The sequence below is a fragment of the Bacteroides acidifaciens genome (assembly GCF_903181435.1).
GTDB lineage: Bacteria > Bacteroidota > Bacteroidia > Bacteroidales > Bacteroidaceae > Bacteroides.
In genome coordinates this window covers 387,681-412,963 of sequence record NZ_CAEUHO010000005.1, presented here as the reverse complement: position 1 = coordinate 412,963, position 25,283 = coordinate 387,681, and the positions used below count along the sequence as shown (strand labels likewise).

Annotated in this window: 26 protein-coding genes and 3 pseudogenes; 17 read left to right on the top strand and 12 right to left on the bottom strand. The window is 42.9% G+C overall.

Annotated features, from left to right (window positions below):
- Positions 1 to 368: 368 nt before the first annotated feature.
- The 6 genes and pseudogenes from CLIN57ABFB40_RS20630 to CLIN57ABFB40_RS18905 form a co-directional block, all read left to right on the top strand.
- Positions 369 to 437, top strand: a pseudogene (locus CLIN57ABFB40_RS20630) (hypothetical protein); the annotation flags it as partial.
- Between the two features lie 90 nt (positions 438 to 527).
- Positions 528 to 821: a nucleotidyltransferase family protein gene (locus CLIN57ABFB40_RS18925; protein ID WP_175631474.1), complete on the top strand. Its 294-nt coding sequence runs from the start codon at positions 528 to 530 to the stop codon at positions 819 to 821.
- Positions 805 to 1,191 carry a DUF86 domain-containing protein gene (locus CLIN57ABFB40_RS18920; RefSeq protein ID WP_175631473.1) on the top strand — a complete coding sequence of 129 codons (387 nt, stop codon included), beginning with the start codon at positions 805 to 807 and terminating at the stop codon, positions 1,189 to 1,191. Before CLIN57ABFB40_RS18925 ends, CLIN57ABFB40_RS18920 begins: the two co-directional genes overlap by 17 nt.
- Before the next feature lie 110 nt (positions 1,192 to 1,301).
- The gene (locus tag CLIN57ABFB40_RS18915) at positions 1,302 to 1,610 is read left to right on the top strand and encodes a helix-turn-helix domain-containing protein (protein WP_175631472.1); all 309 of its coding nucleotides are present in this window, start codon (positions 1,302 to 1,304) and stop codon (positions 1,608 to 1,610) included.
- Positions 1,603 to 1,833, top strand: coding sequence for a heparinase II/III family protein (locus tag CLIN57ABFB40_RS20625; RefSeq protein ID WP_175631471.1), 231 nt, complete (start codon positions 1,603 to 1,605; stop codon positions 1,831 to 1,833). Before CLIN57ABFB40_RS18915 ends, CLIN57ABFB40_RS20625 begins: the two co-directional genes overlap by 8 nt.
- On the top strand, positions 1,823 to 2,233 hold the full coding sequence (locus CLIN57ABFB40_RS18905) for a hypothetical protein (protein ID WP_175631572.1): 411 nt from the start codon (positions 1,823 to 1,825) through the stop codon (positions 2,231 to 2,233). Before CLIN57ABFB40_RS20625 ends, CLIN57ABFB40_RS18905 begins: the two co-directional genes overlap by 11 nt.
- 92 nt (positions 2,234 to 2,325) lie before the next feature.
- Here the strand turns inward: CLIN57ABFB40_RS18905 and CLIN57ABFB40_RS18900 are convergent, their stop codons facing one another.
- On the bottom strand, positions 2,326 to 3,036 hold the full coding sequence (locus CLIN57ABFB40_RS18900; protein WP_254871834.1) for a hypothetical protein: 711 nt from the start codon (positions 3,034 to 3,036) through the stop codon (positions 2,326 to 2,328).
- 131 nt (positions 3,037 to 3,167) lie between these two features.
- On the bottom strand, positions 3,168 to 3,332 hold the full coding sequence (gene rd / locus CLIN57ABFB40_RS18895) for a rubredoxin (protein WP_004306971.1): 165 nt from the start codon (positions 3,330 to 3,332) through the stop codon (positions 3,168 to 3,170).
- 227 nt (positions 3,333 to 3,559) lie between these two features.
- Here rd and CLIN57ABFB40_RS18890 point away from each other — a divergent pair, with 227 nt between their 5' ends.
- The 4 genes from CLIN57ABFB40_RS18890 to CLIN57ABFB40_RS18875 all read left to right on the top strand — a co-directional run bounded on the left by CLIN57ABFB40_RS18890 (position 3,560) and on the right by CLIN57ABFB40_RS18875 (position 8,726).
- The gene (locus CLIN57ABFB40_RS18890) at positions 3,560 to 6,244 is read left to right on the top strand and encodes a calcium-translocating P-type ATPase, PMCA-type (RefSeq protein ID WP_175631470.1); all 2,685 of its coding nucleotides are present in this window, start codon (positions 3,560 to 3,562) and stop codon (positions 6,242 to 6,244) included.
- A 10-nt stretch (positions 6,245 to 6,254) separates the two neighbouring features.
- Positions 6,255 to 6,875: an HAD family hydrolase gene (locus tag CLIN57ABFB40_RS18885; protein WP_175631469.1), complete on the top strand. Its 621-nt coding sequence runs from the start codon at positions 6,255 to 6,257 to the stop codon at positions 6,873 to 6,875.
- Between the two features lie 14 nt (positions 6,876 to 6,889).
- Positions 6,890 to 7,861 carry a bifunctional riboflavin kinase/FAD synthetase gene (locus tag CLIN57ABFB40_RS18880; RefSeq protein WP_175631468.1) on the top strand — a complete coding sequence of 324 codons (972 nt, stop codon included), beginning with the start codon at positions 6,890 to 6,892 and terminating at the stop codon, positions 7,859 to 7,861.
- A gap of 85 nt (positions 7,862 to 7,946) precedes the next feature.
- Positions 7,947 to 8,726 (top strand): CPBP family intramembrane glutamic endopeptidase, encoded by a 780-nt coding sequence (locus tag CLIN57ABFB40_RS18875; protein ID WP_175631467.1) that lies wholly within the window; start codon positions 7,947 to 7,949, stop codon positions 8,724 to 8,726.
- Positions 8,727 to 8,741: 15 nt separating this feature from the next.
- On the opposite strand, the gene CLIN57ABFB40_RS18870 is transcribed toward CLIN57ABFB40_RS18875, so the two are convergent.
- The 3 genes from CLIN57ABFB40_RS18870 to CLIN57ABFB40_RS18860 form a co-directional block, all read right to left on the bottom strand.
- Positions 8,742 to 9,167 (bottom strand): SufE family protein, encoded by a 426-nt coding sequence (locus tag CLIN57ABFB40_RS18870; RefSeq protein WP_175631466.1) that lies wholly within the window; start codon positions 9,165 to 9,167, stop codon positions 8,742 to 8,744.
- Between the two features lie 11 nt (positions 9,168 to 9,178).
- On the bottom strand, positions 9,179 to 10,162 hold the full coding sequence (locus tag CLIN57ABFB40_RS18865; RefSeq protein ID WP_175631570.1) for a M20 family metallopeptidase: 984 nt from the start codon (positions 10,160 to 10,162) through the stop codon (positions 9,179 to 9,181).
- A 70-nt stretch (positions 10,163 to 10,232) separates the two neighbouring features.
- On the bottom strand, positions 10,233 to 11,141 hold the full coding sequence (locus CLIN57ABFB40_RS18860; RefSeq protein WP_175631465.1) for an LD-carboxypeptidase: 909 nt from the start codon (positions 11,139 to 11,141) through the stop codon (positions 10,233 to 10,235).
- A 180-nt stretch (positions 11,142 to 11,321) separates the two neighbouring features.
- On the opposite strand from CLIN57ABFB40_RS18860, the gene CLIN57ABFB40_RS18855 reads away from it, so the two are divergent.
- The gene (locus CLIN57ABFB40_RS18855; RefSeq protein WP_175631464.1) at positions 11,322 to 12,278 is read left to right on the top strand and encodes a phosphate acyltransferase; all 957 of its coding nucleotides are present in this window, start codon (positions 11,322 to 11,324) and stop codon (positions 12,276 to 12,278) included.
- 38 nt (positions 12,279 to 12,316) lie between these two features.
- A complete protein-coding gene (buk, locus tag CLIN57ABFB40_RS18850; RefSeq protein WP_175631463.1) occupies positions 12,317 to 13,378 on the top strand; it encodes a butyrate kinase in 1,062 nt (353 codons plus the stop codon).
- 175 nt (positions 13,379 to 13,553) lie between these two features.
- Here the strand turns inward: buk and CLIN57ABFB40_RS18845 are convergent.
- From CLIN57ABFB40_RS18845 to pnp, 4 genes and pseudogenes are all read right to left on the bottom strand, one after another.
- Positions 13,554 to 13,919: pseudogene (locus CLIN57ABFB40_RS18845) on the bottom strand (STN domain-containing protein); the annotation flags it as partial.
- 219 nt (positions 13,920 to 14,138) lie between these two features.
- The gene (locus CLIN57ABFB40_RS18840; RefSeq protein WP_175631462.1) at positions 14,139 to 14,444 is read right to left on the bottom strand and encodes a hypothetical protein; all 306 of its coding nucleotides are present in this window, start codon (positions 14,442 to 14,444) and stop codon (positions 14,139 to 14,141) included.
- A pseudogene (locus CLIN57ABFB40_RS20620) lies at positions 14,419 to 14,541 on the bottom strand (RNA polymerase sigma-70 factor); the annotation flags it as partial. The pseudogene CLIN57ABFB40_RS20620 and the gene CLIN57ABFB40_RS18840, both read right to left, overlap by 26 nt.
- 140 nt (positions 14,542 to 14,681) lie before the next feature.
- Complete coding sequence (gene pnp, locus CLIN57ABFB40_RS18835; protein WP_175631461.1) at positions 14,682 to 16,808, bottom strand: polyribonucleotide nucleotidyltransferase; 2,127 nt, start codon at positions 16,806 to 16,808, stop codon at positions 14,682 to 14,684.
- Positions 16,809 to 17,003: 195 nt separating this feature from the next.
- Here pnp and CLIN57ABFB40_RS18830 point away from each other — a divergent pair, with 195 nt between their 5' ends.
- The 3 genes from CLIN57ABFB40_RS18830 to CLIN57ABFB40_RS18820 all read left to right on the top strand — a co-directional run bounded on the left by CLIN57ABFB40_RS18830 (position 17,004) and on the right by CLIN57ABFB40_RS18820 (position 19,245).
- Positions 17,004 to 18,155, top strand: a complete 1,152-nt coding sequence (locus CLIN57ABFB40_RS18830; RefSeq protein WP_175631460.1) for a DUF4369 domain-containing protein — start codon at positions 17,004 to 17,006, stop codon at positions 18,153 to 18,155.
- Positions 18,156 to 18,336: 181 nt separating this feature from the next.
- Complete coding sequence (gene greA / locus CLIN57ABFB40_RS18825) at positions 18,337 to 18,801, top strand: transcription elongation factor GreA (RefSeq protein ID WP_175631569.1); 465 nt, start codon at positions 18,337 to 18,339, stop codon at positions 18,799 to 18,801.
- 51 nt (positions 18,802 to 18,852) lie between these two features.
- On the top strand, positions 18,853 to 19,245 hold the full coding sequence (locus CLIN57ABFB40_RS18820; RefSeq protein WP_024988581.1) for an HIT family protein: 393 nt from the start codon (positions 18,853 to 18,855) through the stop codon (positions 19,243 to 19,245).
- An 80-nt stretch (positions 19,246 to 19,325) separates the two neighbouring features.
- Here CLIN57ABFB40_RS18820 and CLIN57ABFB40_RS18815 read toward each other — a convergent pair whose 3' ends face one another.
- Positions 19,326 to 20,222, bottom strand: coding sequence for a DMT family transporter (locus CLIN57ABFB40_RS18815; RefSeq protein WP_175631459.1), 897 nt, complete (start codon positions 20,220 to 20,222; stop codon positions 19,326 to 19,328).
- A gap of 3 nt (positions 20,223 to 20,225) precedes the next feature.
- The gene (locus tag CLIN57ABFB40_RS18810; RefSeq protein WP_175631458.1) at positions 20,226 to 21,455 is read right to left on the bottom strand and encodes an MFS transporter; all 1,230 of its coding nucleotides are present in this window, start codon (positions 21,453 to 21,455) and stop codon (positions 20,226 to 20,228) included.
- A 236-nt stretch (positions 21,456 to 21,691) separates the two neighbouring features.
- Between CLIN57ABFB40_RS18810 and CLIN57ABFB40_RS18805 the strand changes: the two genes are divergently transcribed.
- Positions 21,692 to 23,134, top strand: coding sequence for a glutamate decarboxylase (locus tag CLIN57ABFB40_RS18805; RefSeq protein ID WP_175631457.1), 1,443 nt, complete (start codon positions 21,692 to 21,694; stop codon positions 23,132 to 23,134).
- Between the two features lie 9 nt (positions 23,135 to 23,143).
- Positions 23,144 to 24,109 (top strand): glutaminase A, encoded by a 966-nt coding sequence (glsA, locus tag CLIN57ABFB40_RS18800; protein ID WP_175631456.1) that lies wholly within the window; start codon positions 23,144 to 23,146, stop codon positions 24,107 to 24,109.
- A 271-nt stretch (positions 24,110 to 24,380) separates the two neighbouring features.
- Here glsA and CLIN57ABFB40_RS18795 read toward each other — a convergent pair whose 3' ends face one another.
- Entirely contained in the window at positions 24,381 to 25,163 is a 783-nt protein-coding gene (locus CLIN57ABFB40_RS18795; RefSeq protein ID WP_175631455.1) for a potassium channel family protein, read from the bottom strand.
- Positions 25,164 to 25,283 lie beyond the last annotated feature (120 nt).

The window sequence follows — 25,283 nt, the reverse complement described above, 5'->3', positions numbered from 1 at the left end:
TTCCTGATATTGACGACTCTGATGGCGATATTAGACATAAATAATATAGAAATAGAAGAAATCGATATAGATACGGCTAAAATGACTTCTAATGCTATGGATAATGAATTCCTGAGCAAAGTAATACAAATTATTGAAGACAACATCAGTGATGAAAAGTTCTCGACAGAAGATTTGGCAAACAAATTATTTATGAGCCGTTCCAACCTGTATATCAAGATGAATGCCATATCCGGAGAAGCACCGGCAAACTTTATCCGTCGTATCCGCTTCAACAAGGGATGCCAGATGCTGCTTGAAGGACGCTATACCGTTGCTGAAATCAGTAATAAAAAGGTTTTAGCTCGCCTTCCTATTTCACCAATAGTTTTAAGAAACATATGGGAATGCTTCCTACCGAGTATATCAAAAAGCATCAGGAAAAAAGTAATTCCTGAAGTTTTTAATTAATAATACGACAAAATGTGATTGAGAATTTGCTAATTCCAATATTAATTTTAATATTTGCATAGCAACTATAGTATCAATTGAAAACAAAAGATGAAATAATCACTATTCTCCGGAATTTTAAGGAAGAGTTTGGGGAGAGATATGGAATTGAAAAGTTAGGGCTTTTCGGTTCTGTGGCTCGTGGTGAACAGAAGGAAGATAGTGATATTGATATTTGTATTAAACTCCAAGAGCCTGATTATTTTACTCGAATGGAAATAAAAGAGTCTTTAGAAGAACGTTTTAATGCAAAAGTGGATGTCGTGTCTTTAACTGCAATTATGCGTAGTTTATTTCGAAATCATATAGAGAAAGATGCAATCTATATCTAATGCTGACATATTGGATATGCTTCTTTTTGTAGAAGAACGCATTCATACAACTATAGAAAGATGTAGTAGTGTTATTTCCGTGAATGACTTTTTGGTTTCTCCTGATAAGATGGATATTTTTGATGCAACTTGTATGCGTTTGCAAACCATAGGTGAAACTATTAAAAACATAGACAACCTGACTAATCATGGACTATTAATAAATTATGCTGGCACTCCGTGGAAGAGTATAATCGGACTACGCAATATTATTTCTCACGAATACCTATCTATTGACCCGGAAGAAATTTTTAAAATAGTAAAGGGGCATTTGCCTGGATTGTTTCTTGCAATTCAGCAGATCAGAAATGATATTGCCGATAATATATAAATTCATTTTTAGGTATTGCTGATAATTTATTCTTAAGATATAACGAGGGTGTCCTAACATTTGAAGTGCACCCCAAAAGTTAGACAAAAAACTTTTGGGGTGCATTCTTTATGAAATACACTTTTGAAAAAAAGTTCAATATAGTGAGCAGGGTAAAAGCCGGTTGTCCAATTAGACAGTTGGCAAAAGAAAACAACCTACATGAGAATAAAATTCTCGATTGGGTACGTTTATATGATAGATACGGGGTTGATATCCTAAGAAAACGTTCCAAGATAAAGCCTACAAGTGATTTTAAGGAACAGGTTGTACGCGAGCTATTGGAAAAAGGATTACCTTTGTCCCATGCATTGATAAAGTACCGTATAAGTCGTACAGCACTTGAAGGCTGGGTTCGTACGGTTCGTAAACATGGATAAAAAAAATCCACTTCTGGAGATTTCTAAAGAAGAATATGAGATTCTGGATAACAGTACACTTCAGGACGAAGCCGAAAACAATCGTTTTGCATGGCGTCCATTAGAGGTTAGCGACAGGTTACAGGCACAATTGATTCAATTTCTGTTATTTCTGCCCGCCCAATCGTTTACAACCTCGTTCTGTATTCTTTGTCGACAATTCATTCTTTGTCATTGTAGATGAGGCAATAGGAAAAGCCAAAGGCACAGTTAATTTACATTATCAGTTCTGTGAAGGAGAAACAGTTTTGGACTTCCAAAAGATATCTCTTACGACAGCTTTAGAAAATGAAAGCAATGTAAAACTACAATGCTTCAGCACTGACAAAATGAAAGTTGTTAAAGAGGAAGGCTGGTATTCAACAGCCTATCGCCAACGTAGCGAACGTCCTGCAATAGCATTTAATATAGAGAAAAAAGATGATAAGCCGGTGCGCTACATCACTGTAATCTATCCTTTCAAAGACAAAAATAACAAAGACAAGTTCAACGCTCGTTTTAAAAATAAGAAATTCAATGAAAACGAATTGGAAATCGAAGTAAAGGTAAATGGGAAATCGAGAGTTTTAGGGTATAAGTTATAAAAATCAAAAAGAGGATTCCCATATGTTTTCAATAGGCAGGGGAAGAGCTAACCGCCCTTCCCCTTAAATTTAATACGAAACGGAATGAGTAATCAATAGACATAAGACTCCGCCAGCCGCCAAAACAAAGTGGATTCCGGCACAACAGTGGTTCGAAGGATTTTTGCCGCACTGTTTCCCGACGCCGGATTGATATTGGCGAACATATTCCATCCTCTAACGAAAGAGCAATCACTATAATAATAGGAGTTATCACTGCCAGTCAACGAAAACGGACGGTCGGCGAACTGATAGCCAATCATTGCTTTTCCTGCAGAAGACTCCTTCCCTGTCCAATTGGATAAAGCTATTCTCCCCACCCTTTTATCACCTTTAAAAATAAAGAAATCGCCCAGTGTAGCTACAAGGGCATAGCCGTCATTTGAAGTTCCCGTCCAGTGTCCTCCCATATCACCTCCTCTGCGGTCTACTTTCTGCAGCACTTCCGGAGAAAAGACAGTGGGCAAATCCATAATAATCAGTCCGTTTTCATAAGGGAATGTAAGAGTCTCAATCACTTGCCAGTCTAACCCGATCACTTCTACCTCAACCCGGTCGAATGTGAAATTATCAGGTATATTCTGTATATCTTTGACTATTATCGTACTATAATCCGGAACATCTGGAACTTCGGGAACAGACGGTTCTTCTTCGTTTTCGTCATCCCTACAACCAACCATTATAAGGCTGAATATCAATAAAAGACAGATTACGGGATATAAGAGAAAGTTTGAGCCGATAGTAACAGTTGTTTTATTATGCATGATTCCTATTTTGCGGGCAAAGATATTACATTTATAACCAGCAGAATAATTTTCGGGCATAAAAATAAAAATGACCGGACACATATCGCATCCGCTCATTTCCACATAATAAATTCTTTCCCTCTTTGTTTTTATCCTTCGTACGGTTCGAAATCTTCTTTTCCGACTCCGCAAAGTGGACAAGTCCAATCATCAGGAATGTCCTCAAACGCAGTTCCTGGTTCAATTCCGCTTTCCGGATCTCCTTGTTCGGGGTCGTAAATATATTCACAGACCGTGCAAATGTACTTCTTCATAACGTTCGTATTTTTAATTGGTTTTCTAACTAATATAACACAAATAGCAAGATATTTGTTCAACACTATTTTCCAAACTAAAGAAATTTCTCAAACCATTGTCCATTCCTTATCGCACATGTGGTAAACCACGATAACAAACTCGACTTCATAAAAAGTTTTAATTAAACAATTTATCACAATATTATGTTGTACTTTTGCAGTCCAAACTAAACGCATGTATCTGCATGAGTACAAATAAAGATGACTTTTATCATATAGGACTTACAGACAATGAAGTCCTCCAAAGCAGGGAAAAAAATGGTATCAACCTGTTAACGCCACCCAAGCGTCCTTCCTTGTGGAAGCTTTATCTCGAAAAATTTGAAGACCCGGTGGTGCGTGTACTGTTAGTAGCAGCCGCATTTTCCCTAATCATCTCCATCATCGAAAATGAATACGCCGAAACTATCGGAATCATTGCCGCCATCCTACTGGCTACCGGTATCGGTTTCTTTTTCGAATATGATGCCAGCAAGAAATTCGATTTGCTGAATGCAGTCAACGAAGAAACGTTGGTAAAAGTCATCCGTAACGGACGTGTGCAGGAAGTTCCCCGTAAAGACATAGTGGTAGGCGATATAGTGATTTTGGAAACCGGTGAGGAAATTCCCGCAGACGGAGAATTGCTGGAAGCAATTTCTTTGCAGGTAAACGAATCCAATCTGACAGGAGAACCCGTCATCAATAAAACTACCATAGAAGCGGAGTTTGACGAAGAGGCAACGTATGCTTCCAATTTGGTGATGCGCGGCACTACGGTAGTCGACGGACACGGAACCATGCGCGTACTGCATGTGGGAGATGCTACTGAAATCGGAAAAGTAGCCCGCCAAAGCACAGAAGATAATCTGGAACCCACTCCGCTGAACATTCAGTTGACAGAACTTGCCAATCTGATTGGAAAAATCGGTTTTACCGTTGCGGGACTCGCTTTCCTTATCTTCTTTGTGAAAGATGTATTGTTCGCCTTTGATTTCGGCGCATTGAACGGATGGCATGAATGGCTTCCTGTTTTCGAGCGGACACTCAAATACTTTATGATGGCGGTTACTTTGATTGTAGTAGCCGTGCCCGAAGGCTTGCCAATGAGCGTCACCCTCAGCCTGGCGTTGAATATGCGCCGTATGCTCTCTACTAACAACCTGGTACGGAAGATGCACGCTTGCGAAACGATGGGTGCTATCACTGTGATTTGCACGGACAAGACCGGTACGCTGACACAAAACTTGATGCAGGTGCACGAACCAAATTTCTATGGTATCAAGAACGGCAGCGACTTGTCCGACGATGATATCAGCGCACTTATCGCAGAAGGCATCAGTGCCAATTCTACCGCTTTTCTTGAAGAACCGGCTGCCGGTGAAAAGCCGAAAGGAGTAGGAAATCCTACCGAAGTGGCTTTGTTATTATGGCTGAACAGCCAGGGAAGAGATTATCTGGCACTTCGTGAGAATGCACATATCCTCGACCAGTTAACATTCTCCACCGAACGGAAATTCATGGCGACACTTGTAGAATCGCCATTAATCGGAAAGAAAATACTCTATATCAAAGGAGCACCGGAAATTGTTCTTGGCAAGTGCAAGGAAGTTGTACTGGACGGGAATCGGGTAGATGCCGTGGAATACCGTTCGACAGTAGAAGCGCAATTGCTGAATTATCAGAATATGGCGATGCGCACACTTGGATTTGCTTTCAAGATTGTAGGGGAGAACGAGCCGAATGACTGTACGGAGCTGGTATCAGCCAATGATTTGAACTTCTTAGGCGTCGTAGCCATTTCCGACCCGATTCGTCCGGATGTGCCTGCTGCCATAGCCAAATGCCAGTCGGCAGGTATCGGTATCAAGATTGTGACCGGTGACACACCGGGAACTGCTACGGAGATTGCCCGTCAGATAGGTCTTTGGAATCCGGAGACGGATACGGAACGGAATCGTATCACCGGAGTGGCATTCGCCGAATTGAGTGACGAAGAAGCATTAGACCGGGTGATGGAGCTTAAAATCATGTCGCGTGCCCGCCCGACGGATAAACAACGCCTGGTACAATTGCTCCAGCAAAAAGGAGCGGTAGTAGCCGTGACCGGAGACGGCACGAACGACGCACCCGCTTTGAATCATGCACAAGTCGGTCTGTCGATGGGAACGGGAACTTCCGTAGCCAAAGAAGCCAGTGACATTACCTTGCTCGACGACTCATTCAACAGTATCGGAACCGCTGTCATGTGGGGACGTTCACTTTATAAGAATATCCAGCGTTTCATTGTTTTTCAGTTGACGATTAATTTCGTCGCGCTGCTTATCGTTCTGCTGGGGTCGGTTATCGGTACGGAACTTCCGCTGACCGTAACACAAATGTTATGGGTAAACCTGATTATGGATACTTTTGCCGCTTTGGCTTTGGCTTCCATTCCGCCCAGCGAAACTGTAATGCTTGAGAAACCCCGTCGCAGCACTGATTTCATCATCAGTAAAGCAATGCGGTCTAATATAATAGGTGTAGGTTCTATTTTCCTTATCGTACTGCTCGGAATGATTTATTATTTCGACCACAGCCCGCAGGGTATGGATATACACAATCTCACTATTTTCTTTACCTTCTTCGTCATGTTACAATTCTGGAACCTCTTCAATGCCCGCGTATTCGGTACTACCGAATCGGCATTCAAAGGGCTTTCCAAATCGTATGGTATGGAACTGATTGTGCTTGCCATCCTGGTAGGACAATTCCTGATTGTGCAGTTCGGTGGAGCTGTATTCCGTACGGAGCCGCTCAACTGGCAAACTTGGCTTCTTATTATAGGCGTTTCGTCCACGGTGTTATGGGTTGGAGAACTTGTTCGCCTTGTTCAACGTATTATTCACTAAAAGAGTAGAAATGAAAAGTAAAGGAATTAAAAACCTTCTTATTGATTTGGGCGGTGTGCTTATCAATCTCGACCGCCAACGTTGTATGGAGAACTTTAAGAAATTAGGGTTCACAGACGTAGAAGAGCGATTGAATATCCAACAACTGCATGGAATATTCATGCAGCAGGAAAAAGGCCTGATCACTTCCGCCGAATTCCGGAACGGGCTCCGGGACATGATGGGGAAAGTAGTCAGTGACAAACAAATAGATGCTGCCTGGAACAGTTTTCTGGTAGACATCCCCCAATATAAGCTTGACTTACTGCTGGAATTGCGTTCCAAATATGTAGTCTACCTGCTTAGCAACACAAATGAGCTCCATTGGAGATATGCCTGCCACAACCTGTTTCCATATCGTACCTTCAGAGTGGAAGACTACTTCGAAAAAGCCTATCTCTCTTATGAGATGCACATGGTAAAACCGGAAGCGGATATTTTTAAGGCGGTCATTGAGGATGCAGGTATCGAACCTCAAGAGACACTCTTCATTGATGACTCAGAATTAAATTGCAAGGCGGCTCAGGAACTGGGCATCTCCACCTATACGGCAAAAGCCGGCGAAGACTGGAGCCATCTTTTCAAAAGCTAATAAAACCCGTGGAAATGCAGATTATACGTGACATATCGCCCCTCACTCCGGAACCCTGCGTAGCTACCATCGGTTTCTTTGATGGAGTTCATGCAGGACATCGCTATCTCATCCAACAAGTGAAAGAGATAGCCGCAGCCAAAAGTCTACGTTCTGCACTGGTTACTTTCCCTGTTCATCCCCGCAAAGTGATGAACGCCGGCTATCGCCCGGAACTTCTGACCACAGCGGAAGAAAAAATAAATCTTTTAGCCGGCATCGGAGTAGACTACTGCCTGATGCTCGACTTCACCCCGGATATTTCTCGCCTGACCGCACGTGAATTCATGACCCAGGTACTCAAAGAACGTTTCCAGGTGAAATGTCTGGTAATCGGTTACGACCATCGTTTCGGACACAACCGTAACGAAGGGTTCGAGGACTATGTACGTTACGGAAAAGAAATCGGCATAGAAGTTATCCAAGCAAAAGCATATGCCAACAATATAGAAATGGAAGACGAAGAACATACAACAGTCAGTTCTTCGCTAATCCGCAAACTGCTTCATAAAGGAGATGTAGACTTGGCAGCCCGTTGCCTGGGATACGAATATTTTCTGGACGGAACCGTTGTAAGCGGTTATCAGGTAGGCAGGAAAATCGGTTTCCCGACTGCCAACTTAAGTGTGGACGATCCGGACAAACTCATTCCTGCGGATGGCGTTTATGCCGTATGGGTGACCTTTGACGGAAAAACCTATATGGGTATGTTGAATATAGGCGTCCGCCCGACGATTGGCAATGGCCCCAACCGGACGATTGAAGTGAATATCCTTCACTTCCACTCCAACATATACGACAAGTTTATCCGGCTTACTTTTGTAAAGCGGACTCGTCCCGAACTGAAATATGACAGTATCGACGAGCTAATCGTACAACTTCATAAAGACGCCGAAGAAACAGAAACAATCCTTAAAAATACATTCGTATGCAAAAGACATTTATGAGTATCTCACTGGTGGTAATAGCCATATCCATGTTGGCTATGTTCATATGCAGTTTCTTTACCGCTAAATAAAGCGTATAAGCCTTATGAAGACAGCCATCAAGTTAATACTGCTCGAACTTCTCATCGCGCAGATCATCGCTCCTATTCTGATTATGATTCCCTGTACCATCTATTTATTGGTCACTACGGGAAATCTGGACAAAGCAGTTTTAACGCAGACAATCATGATTCCGGCACAACTTGCCGGTCAGATTATGATGGGTATTTACCTTTGGAAAGCAGGCTATATCAGTACACAAAAGTCTACATGGTCGCTTGTATCCACCCCTTATCTGATTAGCAGCGCGTTGGCTATCCTTACTGGCGGATTTCTGGTATCCGCACTTATGAGTCTGATGGACTGGATTCCTAATATCATGGAGCAGTCTTTCGATATTCTTCAATCCGGTTGGGGCGGTATTCTTGCGATAGCTATCGTAGGGCCTGTGCTCGAAGAACTATTATTCCGCGGCGCCATTACCAAAGCACTCTTGCAACAGTACAATCCGACAAAAGCCATTCTCATCTCCGCACTTCTGTTCGGTGTCTTCCACATCAATCCCGCCCAGATACTCCCGGCATTTCTGATTGGTATTCTGCTGGCATGGACGTATTATAAGGCCGGCAGCCTGATTCCATGTATCCTTATGCATATACTGAACAATTCCCTAGCCGTCTATCTCAGCATCAAATATCCCGAAGCGGAAAATATGGACGACTTGATAAGCGGTACACCCTACCTACTTGTTTTATCAGGAGCGGCTCTATTACTTATCGGAAGTATTCTAACCATGCGTTACCTGACTACTAAAAAGCAAGAATAAAAAAAGGGAAGTTTTTCACTTCCCCTCTTTTGCCTTGAATGCCAATGCATACATCCGTATTTGTTTTACCATCGACAGCAAACCGTTGCTGCGAGTAGGTGACAGATGCTCTTTCAGTCCGATCCTATCAATAAAATAAAGGTCGGAGTTCAATATTTCATCAGGCGTATGTCCCGACAATACTTTTATCAACAAAGCTATGATTCCTTTTACAATCAACGCGTCACTTTCTGCCTTAAAAACAATTTTACCGTCTACATCATCCGCTTGAAGCCATACCCGACTTTGGCATCCTTCAATCAGATTCTGCTCCGTCTTATATTGTTCTTCCAGCGGTTCCTGCTCATTTCCCAAGTCAATAAGTAGTTGGTAGCGGTCCATCCAATCGTCGAAGTCACTGAATTCAGCAATAACTTCGTCCTGCAATTCATTAATTGACATATTATTTAATTTTATTTCTCGTTATAGATTACTTCCATTACAGTCTGTCCGACTGCTTTCAATGTATTTTTATCAATATGCTCCATGTTATCCGTAAGCGTATGCCAAGTAGGAGTAAATCCACCTTCGGGGTCAGAAGCTATGATATCAATCGTTTTGATGCGTGCCAGGCGGTTGATAAACAAGTGATCGTCCGTCACTCCGCCGCCGTCTTCATCAATAAACATCTTGCCATATCCCAGTTTCTTGGCTGCTTTCCAGACTTTCTTGTTGATGTCCGGCGCAAACTGTTCTGAATATGATTCTTTCAGAAAAACAGTATTTTTACCGCCCACCATATCGAGCAGTATGCCGAAACGGGCATTATATCCCTGCACATGAAGGTCACGCGCCCAATATTGTGCTCCCAGGCACCATGATTCTTCATTATTCTGGTCGTGCGCTCCATAATCTTCCGCATCTAGGAAAATAATGTCAATGCCCACTTCCGGTTGCTGTTGATTAACCAAACGGGCGATTTCCAACAAAGCTCCCACCCCGCTTGCTCCATCATTCGCTCCCAGAATAGGAGTCTTATGGTTCTTTTCATCAGGATCGTTGTCAGCCCAGGGACGAGTATCCCAATGCGCAAACAAAGCGATTCTTTTCTTGCTTTCCGGCTTATAAGAACCGATGATATTCCGCGCTTTCAACAAAGTTCCGTCATAAGCTATTAGGTCAGCATACTGGTCGGTCACCTGCGCACCGAAATCTTTCAACTGCTTGGCCAGATAATTTCCACAGGCTACGTGCCCCTTCGTATTAGGCACGCGAGGCCCGAAATCCACCTGATTCTTTACATACAGATAAGCACTGTCCGCATCAAACTGCGGTACGTTCACGACTACCTTCTCGCTTTGTTCATTTGTACTATTCGCCTTGTTGCCGCCTCCGCAAGAGAAAGCCGATAACAACAAAAAGGCACTTGTCAATACTATCATAGGTTTCTTTTTCATCATCCTCTTTTCTATTAAAGCCTCAAAATTAGTCATTTTCATCACAGCATTGCTCAGATGGAATAGATTATTAACAAATAAACTTTAATTCGACATCTTTCTTTCCGACCGTAAGCTCCACTTTTGCACCATTGACAAGCGGTAAATTATGAGTGACATGCCCCACCGGAAAATTAAAACAAACGGGATAATCATACTCTTTCACCAAATCAGCCAAAGCTGCGTACAACTCTTTCCCCAAGGAACAATCTTCCTCATATTCAGTAAACTGCCCGACAATAAGCCCGGACAACTTTTCAAGCACACCACCCAGTTTCAGATTGTACATCATACGTTCAATGGCATGAGGCCGTTCGCTGACGTCTTCTATAAACAGCACCGTACCTTCCGCCGGAATATCATAAGGGGTTCCCCGCAGACCGTAAGCCACTGCCAGATTCCCACCATGCAAAACGCCTTGTGCACTCCCCTGTTTATTCAATTTATGCTTCTCACAAGTATAGACAGGCAGGTTGCCGAACAGGATATCTTTTAGATACGAAGTACACGGGTCATCTTCCGGTTCAACTGTAAGATGGCGTGCCATCAATGAATGCAGGGATGCATATCCGTTCTTCTGAAACAGATTGTGCAATGCTGTAATATCACTGAACCCGAGCAACCATTTCGGGTGCTCATAAAAAGCCGTGAAATCAATCTTATCTATCAAATGTACCGCTCCATATCCCCCGCGGCTGCAAAGAATAGCTTTCACATCCGGATCATCCATCGCATCCTGCAAATCTTTAAGACGCTGCCTGATTGTTCCGGCATATCTCCCGGAAGAACCGCCGGCATGCTTTCCGATAGCAACCGTCAAGCCCCATGACTCGATCCGTTTCCTGGCGCCTTTCAAAAATTGCTTGTCTATCTTACTGGAGGGCGACACGATGACTACTTTATCCCCCTTTTGCAAAAAGGGGGGAAATTGAATATCCATATTCTATAATCTATTTTGTTGACTTATATGTGCAAAAATACACGAAAAAACGATTCCATGCGCATCTGGCGGGTAAAACAAATGAAATATAGCAAAATGTTACACAACAGATGTATTTTTTTGGGTTATAATCCTTATTTTTTCAATCATTTTTCTGATATTTGCTAAAAATCTAACGTTATGGAACCTATTCTAAATTTTGCCCAACTAACAGAGCACCTCAGGAAACTAAACCACAGAAAACGGATTGCAGTGGTTTGTGCCAATGATCCTAATACCGAGTATGCGATTACGCGTGCCTTGGAAGAGGGGATTGCGGAGTTTCTGATGATTGGAGACTCGGCTATCCTTGAGAAATACCCTACGCTCAAGCAATATCCAGAATATGTGAAAACTATCCATATAGAAGATTCGGACGAAGCGGCGCGCGAAGCCGTACGTATCGTTCGTGAGGGCGGAGCGGATATTTTAATGAAAGGAATCATCAATACGGACAATTTGCTGCATGCCATACTCGACAAAGAAAAAGGGCTGCTCCCGAAAGGGAAAATCCTCACGCATCTGGCAGTGATGGAAATTCCGACTTATCATAAGCTGCTTTTCTTCTCGGATGCTGCGGTAATCCCACGTCCTACCTTGCAGCAACGTATAGAAATGATATGGTATGCCATTTGTACCTGTCGGCACTTCGGCATTGAACAGCCGCGTGTGGCATTGATTCACTGCACGGAGAAAGTAAGCGCGAAGTTCCCTCATTCGCTGGATTATGTGAATATTGTGGAATTGGCTGAAGCCGGAGAGTTCGGAAACGTCATTATCGACGGACCGCTGGATGTGCGTACATCCTGTGAGCAGGCAAGCGGGGATATAAAAGGCATTGTATCCCCTATCAACGGACAAGCGGACGTGCTTATCTTCCCTAACATAGAATCAGGCAATGCTTTCTACAAGTCTGTTTCCTTGTTTGCAAATGCAGAAATGGCAGGATTGCTGCAAGGTCCTGTTTGTCCCGTAGTCCTTCCGTCCCGTAGCGATTCGGGATTGTCCAAATATTACAGCATAGCCATGGCATGCCTGCAAGTGGCAGGAGATTGCGAATGCAGAAAGCAAGTGCTTAATCAAGGTAACAATTCATAATTCACAGTTCATAATCCATACTTAAAACATTAAACTCTATGAAGATTCTGGTCATCAATCCCGGTTCCACCTCTACAAAAATCGCTGTATATGAAAACGAAACACCTCTGTTGGTCAGCAATATCAAGCATACGGTAGAAGAATTATCCGTTTACCCGCAGGTGATAGACCAGTTTGAGTTCCGCAAGAACCTGGTACTTCAGGAATTAGAGTCTAAGGGGATTCCTTTTGCTTTTGATGCTGTCATCGGACGTGGCGGATTAGTAAAGCCCATTTCCGGTGGTGTATATGAAGTAAATGAAGCTATGGTACGGGATACATTGCATGCCATGCGTACACATGCCTGTAACCTCGGTGGGTTGATAGCAAAAGAACTGGCCTCCTCTCTTCCCGACTGTCCTGCTTTCATTGCAGACCCGGGAGTGGTAGACGAACTGGAAGATATAGCCCGTATTACAGGCTCTCCGCTTATGCCGAAAATTACCATCTGGCATGCATTGAATCAAAAGGCAATAGCCCGGCGTTTTGCCAAAGAACAGGGAACAAGGTATGAGGAGCTTGATTTGATTATCTGTCATCTGGGCGGCGGCATTTCGATAGCTGTCCACCATCACGGACGGGCTATCGACGCGAACAATGCATTAGATGGCGAAGGCCCTTTCTCACCAGAACGTGCCGGAACGCTTCCGGCAGGTCAGCTCATTGACCTTTGTTTCAGCGGGCAGCACACGAAAGATGAATTAAAAAAACGGATTTCCGGTCGCGCCGGTCTGACGGCACATCTGGGGACTACCGATATACCTGCTATTATCAAGTCCATAGAAGAAGGGGATAAAAAAGCGGAACTGATACTAGATGCCATGATTTATAATGTAGCAAAAGCCATCGGTGGCGCTGCTACCGTCCTATGCGGGAAAATAGATGCCATCCTTCTGACCGGGGGAATCGCTTATTCTGATTATGTCATTTCACGACTTAAAAAGCGCATCTCATTTCTGGCTCCTATCCATATCTATCCCGGAGAAAACGAAATGGAATCACTGGCTTTTAATGCGATAGGGGCATTGAAAGGAGAGTTGCCTATACAGGTCTACACGTAACGTGAGCTTTTGCACAAGAATAGATTAACCGCCTACCTTGCCCCAAATGTTATTGATTATGTCAAACTTCTTCCATCCGTTCCAACTCAAAGGTTTGAAACTCTAGTTTCTTACCGATGAAACTAAAGTTTCAAATAAAGGAACTAACCTGGAGCTTGCTTTTAAAAGAGATGATCTTGGTCAGCACAATATTATTGCCTTCCATCACATAACGGATCCCCGTACCTTTGAAAGCCCGGTCGAGCATTTCGGATACCGGCTGATTGTCGGCAACTACATTAACTACCCGCTTTACATCCACTGTTTGTTTGTTGTAAACGAAGAGGTAATCGGCCTGTAACTCTATCTTGGAGAGTAACTCACTTACTTTCAGCTTCGAGCGTGGGATGCAGATTTTTGCACTCTAAAAGTATCCATTCTCACAATAAGCTTGGAATATTACGAACAGAAGAATGAATAAAGTGAGCTTCATAGTCAGTATTATTTGCTTAGATTCTAAACTTTTTGGGCAAAAAAGCCCTTTCAAAGAAATTTTTCTCATATCTTTGCAACGTGTTAAGTTAATAAATTGATTAAGGTCGATTTTTGACTGTTTCGAATCGGAAAGTATGGGGGTACTTTCCGATTCTCTTTTCAGATAGTGGGGGTTATTGACTGTTATTCATAATTCTTATATTTTTAAGGGTTAGTACTTAATCTAAGGTGTATATTCAATGTGAGCTCATTTTTTATTTTATAAAGATGCTGTCTTTTTCGGCACTCATGGAATAAGTGAACGGATGATCTTCATATAATATTTTTCCAATTTGCCGAGCAACAGATTAAAGGGAGTATCACCAAAGCAATATAGACCGTCTTTCCAACGGAGATAATCAAAATCCGTAAACCGTTCCTTTCTGAACTTTTCGTCACGGGAAATAAAAACCTCGTTCACTCCCAGACGAGTGAGCGGACGTTCGCCGCCATTGGCATAGATATTGACAATACCTTCAAGCAAAGTAGTTGTAAACTCATTGCTTCCCCAGTAAGCACCCACATTAAATATCTTCCGCTTCCTGCTTATCATGGATGTATGAATAGGCGAATGACAAGAACTTCTCCTAATTCTCATGGAAAAATTCAGAAAAAAGTTGAACAGAAGAAATATTGTTCGATATATACATCACGCATTAGGTTTAAAGATTGCTGTTTTCTTTCAGATAAAAGAACAGAAACTTTTTCAGAAAAGCAAAAATTTCAGAAAAAAAATAGTCCGAAAACTAAGTTTTCGGACTATCCTTTGTCATATAAAAGCTATCACTTTTTACTTCTTCTCCGGTCTTGGCAACAATACTTTTCTAGAAAGTTTGAATTTACCTGTTTTTGGATCAATATCAATCAATTTTACATCGATTTCGTCACCTTCTTTAATTCCAGCTTCTTCTACAGTTTCAAGACGCTTCCAGTCAATTTCGGAAATGTGCAGCAAACCGTCTTTGCCCGGCAAGAATTCGATAAACGCACCGTAAGGCATGATAGAACGAACCTTACCTTTGTACACTTCACCTACTTCAGGAACAGCAACGATTGCCTTAATCATGCGCATTGCATCATCAATACATTTCTTGTTTGTTCCGGAAACTTCGATGCGACCCATACCGTCGATTTCTTCGATAGTAATCACAGCACCAGTTTCTTCCTGCATACCTTGGATAATCTTTCCTCCAGGACCGATCACTGCTCCGATAAATTCTTTAGGAATTGTCATCATTTCGATACGAGGAGCATGTTCTTTCAAGTCAGCACGCGGTTCAGCGATTGTTTCTGTGATTTTATTGAGGATGTGCATACGTCCTTCTTTTGCCTGATTCAAAGCACGCTCCAGAATTTCGTAAGACAGACCATCCACTTTGATATCCATCTGAGTAGCGGTAATACCGTCTTTAGTTCCGGTTACTTTGAAGTCCATATCACCGAGGTGGTCTTCGTCACCGAGGATATCGGACAATACGGCATATTTCTCTTCCCCTGGATTCTTAATCAATCCCATAGCGATACCTGATACCGGTTTCTTAATCTTCACACCGGCATCCATCAATGCCAATGTTCCGGCACATACGGTAGCCATAGAAGAAGAACCGTTAGACTCAAGAATATCAGAGACTACACGCACTACATACGGATAATCAGCAGGAATCTGCCCTTTCAAAGCACGCCAAGCCAAGTGACCGTGACCGATTTCACGACGACCTACACCACGCTGTGCTTTCGCTTCACCTGTAGAGAAAGGAGGAAAGTTATAATGCAACAGGAAACGTTCTTTTCCATGTTCCAAAACATTGTCGATAATTTTTTCGTCGAGCTTGGTACCCAGCGTAACAGAAGTCAGTGACTGAGTTTCACCACGAGTAAAGATAGCGGAGCCGTGAGGACCAGGCAGAGGACCAACCTCACACCAGATAGGACGGATTTCAGTAGTCTTACGACCATCGAGGCGCTTGCCTTCATCAAGAATAGAACGGCGCATAGCTTCTTTTTCCACATCATGATAGTAACGGTCAATCAAAGCTGCTTTTTCTTCCAACTCTTCTTCAGAGAACTGAGCTTTGAACTCTTCACAGATAGCGTCGAAAGCTGCAAAGCGCTCATGCTTATTGTTGTTTCCTGAAGCGGCAACAGCATATGCTTTGTCGTAACATGCTTCACGGACTGCTTTACGCAAGTCTTCGTCATTTACTTCGTGGTCATATTCACGTTTCACGGTTTTACCGACCTCTTCTGCCAACTCCATCTGTGCCTTGCAATGAACTTTGATAGCTTCGTGAGCCACCTTCATTGCTTCCAGCAATTCAGCTTCGGATACTTCGTTCATTTCGCCTTCCACCATCATGATATTCTCATAAGTAGCGGCAACCATAAGATCCATATCAGCTTTTTCCAGTTGTTCAAAAGTAGGATTGATAACGAACTGACCGTCGATACGTGCCACACGTACTTCAGAGATAGGTCCGTTGAATGGGATATCTGAAACGGCAAGCGCTGCTGAAGCGGCAAGTCCTGCCAATGCGTCCGGCATATCTACACCATCAGCCGAGAAGAGGATGATGTTTACATATACCTCTGCGTGATAATTATCGGGGAATAAAGGACGGAGAGCACGGTCAACGAGACGGCAAGTCAGAATCTCATAATCAGAAGCTCTACCCTCTCTCTTGGTGAAACCACCAGGAAAACGGCCGAATGCCGCAAATTTTTCTTTGTACTCTACCTGTAAAGGCATAAAATCTGTTCCGGGAACTGCATCTTTAGCGGCACAAACAGTAGCTAATAACATGGTGTTTCCCATGCGTAGCATTACAGAACCGTCTGCCTGTTTTGCCAACTTTCCCGTCTCAAGCGTGATGGTTCTTCCATCAGGCAACTCGATCGTCTTAACAATTGGGTTAATCATAAAAATTGTTTTATCTATACTTTTTCTTTCAAAATTCCTGCAAAGATATACATTTATCGTTGTAATCAGGTGGGAATGAGGTAAAAAGTTAGTTGCAAACTGATTTTTTTCAAAAATAGGATGAAGAACACAGCAAAATGCTTTGACTAATCTCGAAAAGAAGTATATTTGCATCTCGTAAATAACACACACTATATGAAAAAAGTTACTTTTGCAGCGCTCGCCGCACTTACTATTACAGCTTGTAGTTCCGGTCCTAAATTCCAGGTGAACGGGGATGTATCGGGAGCCGATGGTAAAATGCTTTATCTCGAGGCTTCCGGTCTGGAAGGTATTGTTCCACTCGATTCGGTCAAACTGAAAGGGGAAGGTACATTCAGCTTCAAGCAACCCCGTCCCGAGTCACCCGAATTTTATCGCTTGCGGGTGGACGACAAAGTTATCAACTTTTCTGTAGACTCTATCGAAACGATTCAGATTAAGGCACCGTATGTAGATTTCTCTACCACTTATACAGTGGAAGGTTCGGAAAACAGCAACAAGATAAAAGAACTGACACTGAAACAAATCCGGCTTCAGAAAGAGGTAGACGACCTGTTGGCTGCATTGCGCAGCAACAAGATGGGGCACGATGTTTTTGAAGACAGCCTGGCTACACTACTCAACAATTATAAGGAAGACGTAAAAGTAAATTATATTTTCGCCGCTCCCAACACGGCGGCAGCTTACTTTGCCTTATTCCAGAAGCTCAACAACTACCTGATATTCGACCCGTTGAACAATAAAGATGACGTGAAGTGCTTCGCGGCCGTTGCCACGAGCCTCAACAATTCATTTCCGAATGCCGTACGTTCCAAAAACCTTTATAATATTGTAATCAAAGGTATGAAGAATACGCGCCAGCCGCAAGCAAAAGCATTGGAGATTCCCCAGGATAAAATTGTAGAAACCGGCATCATTGACATCGCCCTGCGCGACGTGAAAGGAAACGTACGCAAGTTGACCGACCTGAAAGGCAAAGTCGTATTGCTCGACTTCTCCGTATTCCAGTCGCCTGCCGGAGCTCCTCACAACCTGATGCTTCGCGAACTATATAATGCGTACGCTTCACAGGGACTGGAAATCTACCAGGTATCCCTCGATGCGGACGAACACTACTGGAAAACATCGGCAGACAACCTTCCATGGGTATGCGTACGCGATGGAAACGGAGTATATTCTACGAACGTAGCTGTATATAATGTACGTCAGGTTCCATCTGTCTTTTTGATTAACCGCAACAACGAATTGAAACTTCGTGGTGAAGATATCAAAGATTTGGAAGCAGCTGTCAAGTCATTACTTTAAGTTGTTATAATTTAGCATATTTCTTTTAAATATGTTACACAGCATCATTTTTCACTTGACACGTATCACTTAAAAGGCTATCTTTGCAAAGAAATAATGAAAAGAGGGTTCCAACATGGCACATGTTGGAATTCTTTTTTGTTTATATGACCATTTAAAACAATTAAAGGAGGAAAACATCATGGCTTATATGTCAGAAGAAGGTTACAAGAAACTTATGGCGGAACTAAAAGAACTGGAAACAGTGGAACGCCCGAAGATCTCTGCGGCAATAGCCGAAGCCAGAGATAAAGGAGACTTGTCGGAAAATGCAGAGTACGATGCAGCCAAAGAGGCACAAGGAATGTTGGAAATGCGTATCAATAAACTGAAAACAGTGATCGCAGATGCAAAAATCATTGATGAGTCCAAACTCAAAACTGATTCCGTACAGATTTTAAATAAAGTAGAGCTGAAGAACGTAAAGAATGGAATGAAAATGATTTACACCATCGTTTCTGAAAGCGAAGCTAACCTGAAAGAAGGAAAGATTTCCGTTAACACCCCGATTGCACAAGGTCTGCTTGGCAAGAAGGTAGGTGAAGTAGCAGAAATCACCGTTCCACAGGGTAAAATCGCATTGGAAGTAGTAAACATATCGATTTAACAGAAAGGCAGGTCTTCGTATGAGGCTTGCCTTATTTTATCAATACAAGTTATGGCAACAATATTCAGTAGAATCATCGCAGGCGAAATCCCCTGCTACAAGGTAGCGGAAAACGACAAGTTTTTTGCTTTTCTCGATATCAACCCGTTGGTAAAGGGACATACATTGGTAGTGCCCAAACAGGAAGTAGACTATATTTTCGATTTGAGCGATGAAGACCTGGCTGCAATGCATGTATTTGCAAAGAAAGTGGCCCGTGCCATCGAAAAAGCTTTTCCTTGCCGGAAGGTGGGCGAAGCAGTTATCGGACTGGAAGTTCCTCATGCACACATTCATTTGATTCCTATCCAGAAAGAATCGGATATGTTGTTCTCAAATCCGAAGCTGAAATTGTCGGATGAAGAATTCAAGTCGATAGCACAAGCAATCAACTCCTCTCTATAAAACATGATGACGAAATAAGCAAGAGCGTTCTGTGAAGGGCGCTCTTTTTTTATTCCATGCTTTGAAACGAGAAACTTTTATCACTCTTTGCTCTCGGTTACCTCAACCAAATACACCCCGATACAGATAAAAATGATAGCAAACGTCTGCGTCCAACTAAAACGATCCTGTCCCAGGATAAGAGAAGCAATAGTCGCCACAATCAGAATCAAATACCCATAAATAGCCACCACTGTTGTCTTCAGATATTTCAAACCGACGGGAAGCAGCATATAACTGATGGTCGTCGGGAAAATCAACACAAACATCAGGACAAGGAAAGGTGTCCAGTGAAATGGCATGGAGAATATCGCAACATCGAAACCGGTAATCAGCGTAACGATAATGGCGGACACCGCCGCACCGGAAAATGTATATCGCAACATAGTCATCGCCCCGATAGAAGAAAGGATACGGTGGCTTAAAATCAGATAAATGGCATAGACGACGGAACTAATCAGACAAAGCATATTTCCCATAAAAGCATCGGATGCCAAATCATCACTTTGCTGTGTCAAAATACAAACTAATGCTCCGACCAGTCCGATAGAGATACCGGTTATCTTCTTGGCCGTCGCCTTCTCTTTATAAAAGAAGATCATAATAAGAAATACCCAGATAGGCTGAAGGCTGGTGAATATGGAACTGGAGACAGGAGTCGTTTTACTCAACCCTGCCAGATAGAGAAACATAAAGCCGTAAAGTCCGAAAGCCCCTAACAAAAAGAGTAACCATTTGTCCTTGGCCGATGACTTCTCCGGTGGCATAAACCATCCGATTACCCAAAAAGCAACCGCTGCAAATGTACAACGAAGTGTTGCCCCTGTCAGCGGACTCATCCACAAAGGCAACAGGAACTTCAAGGCATTCATATTCAAACCGCTAAAAATTTTCGAGACGCCCATACTCAGATTGGCCTCTAGTTTCTTATTCTCCATTTTTTATTTTAATTGGTCATTAAACAAAAAGGCATCACGTCGTAAGTAAGCCCAGAAAAACGTCACAACAGTAATCAGCAAATTGAATATAAAAGGAAATTCCTGAGACTGAGTGTGAAATATCCACTGGAAAAAGTCGACAATAAAGGGATAAAGCAGAATGGCGAGATAATTCATCATCATTACAAATGCCAGTGCCAAAGTAGTCTTTTGCGGCAATGCAATATGAGTGGTCTTATCATAAATCATAGGCTGAATGACACCGTATCCCAAACCGACAAGAATACATCCGGGAATAATGAGCCATTCTATCGGAGCTATCCAAATCAATAATAATCCTAAAGCCATGGATAGCAAACTATACGCCTTTGTCCGTTCTTTTAGCACGCCCACAATCTTATCCAACCCAAATCCCGGAGCCATAATCGCCAAGAAAAATAGTGAAATCATCAATCCCGAATTGCCACTGGAGAAATGATGTTTTTCCATCAGAAAAGGTAAATTGAAGATGACAGCCAATACGATATAGGTTATAACTCCATAAAAAAGCATCAATTGCAACAAGTGTTTTACATGGATACCATATTTGCCTGTTCCGACATCTATAGCTGATTGTTCTGATATTGGACTGCTGCTACCGGCAGCAACAGGTTCCGCCTCCGGCTGGTTTGTCTTTAAATGTCCGACCAACATGATAGAAATCAGTGGAAGAAGATAAACTAAAAAAGGCAGATGCCAACTGACTTCCGCTAGATAGCCCGTCACGGCAGTAGCTATCACCAATGTGAAATTGGTAATAGCAGAACTTAGCCCGAACTGTTTCACACGGTAAGTTCCGACGAAATAGCGTGAAACCAATCCGGTAGATAAAGGAATAATAAGTCCCGAACCGATACCAAGCAGAGCGCTTACCACGATTAGTTGCCACATTTTATTGGAAATCAGATATAAAATGCCGCTTGAAGCAAACAGCCAGAGCCCTATTTTCAAGACACGGACATAATCGACTTTCTCCGCCAACTTACCGCCTAATAATATAAAAGGTATAATAAGCAACGATGGCAGTGAAGTCAACATCTGTATATCCAGATCCGTAGCTTTCGGAAATATCTTTGTAAGGTCACCCAATATAGGTGAGACAGCCAGTCCCGGCAGAGAAGTCAATGCCGAAATAGACCAGATGGCAATCAAGGTTATAAGAGGAATAGTCCCCCGTCCAGTCTGTATTCTCATATGCTTATTCGTTAAAAGTTTAGGTTTGAAGAAAACAATACTTTCCATATAAAGTTCAAAGCGTGCAATTTACAGCCTTGTATTTTCTCAGTCGTCCTCATGCCTATAAAAAATCCGCCCTTAATAAACGCCAAATAATGTAAAAGCCGCAAACTTTCAATACCAGCCGCTGTTGTTGTGGGAAATTCGACGGGGAAAATCCCCATCGCCCTAAACCTTTAAAAAATAAATTAAGTATGGAAGATTTAAATTTCAGAAAAGGTGATGCAAAAACTGATGTATTTGGTTCAGACAAAATGTTACAACCCGCTCCGGTAGAGAAAATACCTGATGGACCGACAACTCCTGAGGTCGCTTATCAAATGGTAAAAGACGAAACATTCGCCCAGACTCAACCCCGATTGAACCTGGCTACTTTCGTTACCACCTACATGGATGAATATGCCACCAAACTGATGAACGAAGCCATCAATATCAACTACATTGATGAAACAGAGTATCCGCGTATCGCAGTGATGAATGGTAAATGTATCAATATCGTCGCCAACTTGTGGAACTCTCCGGAAAAAGATACTTGGAAAACCGGTGCATTGGCTATCGGTTCTTCCGAAGCATGTATGTTGGGTGGTGTAGCCGCCTGGTTGCGCTGGCGTAAGAAAAGACAAGCTCAGGGCAAACCGTTCGACAAACCAAACTTTGTTATTTCTACAGGTTTCCAGGTTGTTTGGGAAAAGTTCGCACAGTTGTGGCAGATCGAAATGCGTGAAGTGCCTTTGACTCTCGACAAGACCACACTCGACCCCGAAGAAGCATTGAAGATGTGTGATGAAAACACCATCTGTATCGTACCTATCCAAGGTGTTACATGGACAGGGCTGAACGACGATGTCGAAGCATTGGACAAAGCACTCGATGCTTACAACGCCAAGACCGGTTATGACATTCCTATCCACGTAGATGCCGCAAGTGGTGGTTTCATTCTACCTTTCCTTTATCCTGAAAAGAAATGGGACTTCCGTTTGAAATGGGTACTTTCTATCAGTGTATCCGGTCATAAGTTCGGTCTGGTATATCCGGGGCTTGGTTGGGTCTGCTGGAAAGGCAAAGAATATCTGCCCGAAGAAATGTCATTCAGCGTAAATTATCTGGGTGCTAATATTACTCAGGTAGGTTTGAACTTCTCTCGTCCTGCTGCTCAGATTCTAGGACAATATTACCAATTCATCCGTTTAGGATTCCAAGGATACAAAGAAGTACAGTACAATTCTTTGATGATTGCCAAGTACATCCATGATGAAATCGCTAAGATGGTTCCGTTCGTCAACTACTCCGAAGATGTAGTGAACCCATTGTTCATCTGGTACTTGAAACCGGAATATGCAAAATCTGCCAAATGGACTTTGTACGACTTACAAGACAAGCTGTCCCAACACGGTTGGATGGTTCCCGCATACACATTGCCCTCCAAACTGGAAAGTTATGTAGTAATGCGTGTCGTTGTCCGCCAAGGATTCAGCCGCGACATGGCAGACATGTTGCTGGGAGACATCAACAACGCTATCGCGGAACTCGAAAAACTGGAATACCCGACTCCTACCCGCATGGCACAGGACAAGAATCTTCCGGTAGAAGCCAAAATGTTCAACCATGGCGGCCGCCGTCACAAAACAGTTAAATAATAAAGATCTATGGATAAAAAAGTAACACTCGCCCAATTACAGGAAGTGGTACAGGAGGCATACGATCAAGTAAAGACCAATACCGGCGGTAAAAACGCCGACTATATCCCTTACCTGGCAAATGTCAACAAGAATCTCTTTGGAATCAGTGTCTGCCTGCTCAACGGGCAGACCATCCATGTGGGAGATACCGACTACCGCTTCGGCATAGAATCCGTATCCAAAGTACATACGGCTATTCTGGCATTGCGCCAATATGGCGCCAAGGAGATGCTGGAGAAAATCGGAGCCGACGCAACAGGCCTGCCTTTCAACTCAATTATCGCCATCTTGCTGGAGAATGATCATCCGTCTACCCCGTTGGTAAACGCCGGTGCTATCTCTGCTTGCAGTATGGTGAAACCTATCGGTGACTCAGCCCAGAAATGGGACGCCATTGTAGGAAACATAACCGATTTGTGCGGCAGCGCTCCCCAATTGATTGACGAATTGTATAAATCCGAATCGGATACGAACTTCAACAATCGCTCTATCGCCTGGTTGCTGAAGAACTACAACCGTATCTATGACGACCCCGATATGTCGTTAGACCTTTATACCCGCCAGTGCTCACTGGGAGTTACTGCATTGCAACTATCTATCGCAGCCGGAACAATCGCCAACAGTGGTGTGAACCCTGTGACCAAGAAAGAAGTTTTCGATGCCAGCCTCGCTCCTAAAATCACAGCCATGATTGCCGCAGTAGGTTTCTACGAACATACCGGCGACTGGATGTACACTTCCGGTATCCCTGCTAAAACAGGTGTAGGTGGTGGCGTGATGGGTATATTGCCCGGACAATTCGGTATCGCAGCATTCGCTCCCCCCTTGGATGGGTCGGGCAACTCTGTAAAAGCACAGTTGGCTATCCAGTACATCATGAACAAACTGGGATTGAATGTATTCGGTCGCGACCATATCACTATTACCGACTAAAAAATACCCTCTATGAGAAAAATAAAGGTTACCATCCTCAGATAGTAACCTTTTTTATTCCCCATCCAGTTAAGACTTCATACCAAATGTCTTTATCAATATCGACAGTATCATAAAGTCCTTATCAATGTATCTGTTGCAAAGATAAAAAAGTAATACGCCTTTCTCGACACATGTCCCCCCTATGCTTATAAAGAAAAATCACACAGCTATTAAGAATAATAAATTACCATTGATATTCAACCCATTATATATCATGAGTAGTCTCCTATCACCCTTGCACATCTTGCACCGCAGGCTTCTCCGCTGCGGACGCTTTCTGCACACTCGTTTTTTTCTGCTGTTCTTCTGCTTCGTAATATTGCTTCTTCCGCTTGTTGGATTGCTGAATCAGGTTCGTAATATAGACTGTAAAAATCGGGAACATCATCATACCCAGAGCTGCCAACAATACGGAAAGTACTCTTCCGGTAGTCGTCATGGCGATAATATTTGACCCGACAGTAGTCACGTCCATAAAAGCCCACCACAAAGCGTCCCCATAACCATTGACCAACGGGTTCACTTTATGCTCAAGCACAAAAAACGCAAGGCTGGAAAAATAAACCGTCGCCAACAACATAGTCAGATAAGACACAAACAGGCTCGAAGCCTGGTTGTAAGTAAGCCATCCCACCACAATGGCAAGCGCATATCCGCCTCTCAACAAAGGAATGAAACGAAGCAGGTACGTGACTTCGGGCGAGAATGTCCAACCATAATAAGCAATAATGTTCTGATACGGGATAGCTACGAGCAGAAAGATGAAATGTGTCCGCAGATAGCGTCCCTTGTGTTTCGACAAAAAGAATTCCAACACAAAATCGAAAAGAAACCAAAGACAAATCCATAATTGGGTTTTCATGTACGACGATTGTGTATAAAAAGGAATTCCTTTAAAAGTATCCACAGAAATACTGATGACCAGGAAAAGGGACATTACTAATATAATAAGGTGGAGAATGCCATAAATCCCCTTTTTTCCAAAGATAAAATCTGAAAACGCTGATTTCATACCTACTTAGTTTATAATAAAATGATTCTTGTACAATTCAGATTGTGTAGAAACAACCAGGGAAAGAGATTGTTTCAGGACAAGTTGTTTTGAAGTGACAATATATCGATTCAGCGATGT

What these genes read in the sequence shown, in the direction of transcription:
- CLIN57ABFB40_RS18920 (WP_175631473.1), top strand. Translation starts at nt 805, where the DNA reads ATGCAATCTATATCTAATGCTGACATATTGGATATGCTTCTTTTTGTA.
- CLIN57ABFB40_RS18915 (WP_175631472.1), top strand. Translation starts at nt 1,302, where the DNA reads ATGAAATACACTTTTGAAAAAAAGTTCAATATAGTGAGCAGGGTAAAA.
- CLIN57ABFB40_RS20625 (WP_175631471.1), top strand. Translation starts at nt 1,603, where the DNA reads ATGGATAAAAAAAATCCACTTCTGGAGATTTCTAAAGAAGAATATGAG.
- CLIN57ABFB40_RS18900 (WP_254871834.1), bottom strand. Translation starts at nt 3,036, where the DNA reads ATGCATAATAAAACAACTGTTACTATCGGCTCAAACTTTCTCTTATAT.
- rd (WP_004306971.1), bottom strand. Translation starts at nt 3,332, where the DNA reads ATGAAGAAGTACATTTGCACGGTCTGTGAATATATTTACGACCCCGAA.
- CLIN57ABFB40_RS18890 (WP_175631470.1), top strand. Translation starts at nt 3,560, where the DNA reads ATGAGTACAAATAAAGATGACTTTTATCATATAGGACTTACAGACAAT.
- CLIN57ABFB40_RS18885 (WP_175631469.1), top strand. Translation starts at nt 6,255, where the DNA reads ATGAAAAGTAAAGGAATTAAAAACCTTCTTATTGATTTGGGCGGTGTG.
- CLIN57ABFB40_RS18880 (WP_175631468.1), top strand. Translation starts at nt 6,890, where the DNA reads ATGCAGATTATACGTGACATATCGCCCCTCACTCCGGAACCCTGCGTA.
- CLIN57ABFB40_RS18875 (WP_175631467.1), top strand. Translation starts at nt 7,947, where the DNA reads ATGAAGACAGCCATCAAGTTAATACTGCTCGAACTTCTCATCGCGCAG.
- CLIN57ABFB40_RS18870 (WP_175631466.1), bottom strand. Translation starts at nt 9,167, where the DNA reads ATGTCAATTAATGAATTGCAGGACGAAGTTATTGCTGAATTCAGTGAC.
- CLIN57ABFB40_RS18865 (WP_175631570.1), bottom strand. Translation starts at nt 10,162, where the DNA reads ATGAAAAAGAAACCTATGATAGTATTGACAAGTGCCTTTTTGTTGTTA.
- CLIN57ABFB40_RS18860 (WP_175631465.1), bottom strand. Translation starts at nt 11,141, where the DNA reads ATGGATATTCAATTTCCCCCCTTTTTGCAAAAGGGGGATAAAGTAGTC.
- CLIN57ABFB40_RS18855 (WP_175631464.1), top strand. Translation starts at nt 11,322, where the DNA reads ATGGAACCTATTCTAAATTTTGCCCAACTAACAGAGCACCTCAGGAAA.
- buk (WP_175631463.1), top strand. Translation starts at nt 12,317, where the DNA reads ATGAAGATTCTGGTCATCAATCCCGGTTCCACCTCTACAAAAATCGCT.
- CLIN57ABFB40_RS18840 (WP_175631462.1), bottom strand. Translation starts at nt 14,444, where the DNA reads ATGATAAGCAGGAAGCGGAAGATATTTAATGTGGGTGCTTACTGGGGA.
- pnp (WP_175631461.1), bottom strand. Translation starts at nt 16,808, where the DNA reads ATGATTAACCCAATTGTTAAGACGATCGAGTTGCCTGATGGAAGAACC.
- CLIN57ABFB40_RS18830 (WP_175631460.1), top strand. Translation starts at nt 17,004, where the DNA reads ATGAAAAAAGTTACTTTTGCAGCGCTCGCCGCACTTACTATTACAGCT.
- greA (WP_175631569.1), top strand. Translation starts at nt 18,337, where the DNA reads ATGGCTTATATGTCAGAAGAAGGTTACAAGAAACTTATGGCGGAACTA.
- CLIN57ABFB40_RS18820 (WP_024988581.1), top strand. Translation starts at nt 18,853, where the DNA reads ATGGCAACAATATTCAGTAGAATCATCGCAGGCGAAATCCCCTGCTAC.
- CLIN57ABFB40_RS18815 (WP_175631459.1), bottom strand. Translation starts at nt 20,222, where the DNA reads ATGGAGAATAAGAAACTAGAGGCCAATCTGAGTATGGGCGTCTCGAAA.
- CLIN57ABFB40_RS18810 (WP_175631458.1), bottom strand. Translation starts at nt 21,455, where the DNA reads ATGAGAATACAGACTGGACGGGGGACTATTCCTCTTATAACCTTGATT.
- CLIN57ABFB40_RS18805 (WP_175631457.1), top strand. Translation starts at nt 21,692, where the DNA reads ATGGAAGATTTAAATTTCAGAAAAGGTGATGCAAAAACTGATGTATTT.
- glsA (WP_175631456.1), top strand. Translation starts at nt 23,144, where the DNA reads ATGGATAAAAAAGTAACACTCGCCCAATTACAGGAAGTGGTACAGGAG.
- CLIN57ABFB40_RS18795 (WP_175631455.1), bottom strand. Translation starts at nt 25,163, where the DNA reads ATGAAATCAGCGTTTTCAGATTTTATCTTTGGAAAAAAGGGGATTTAT.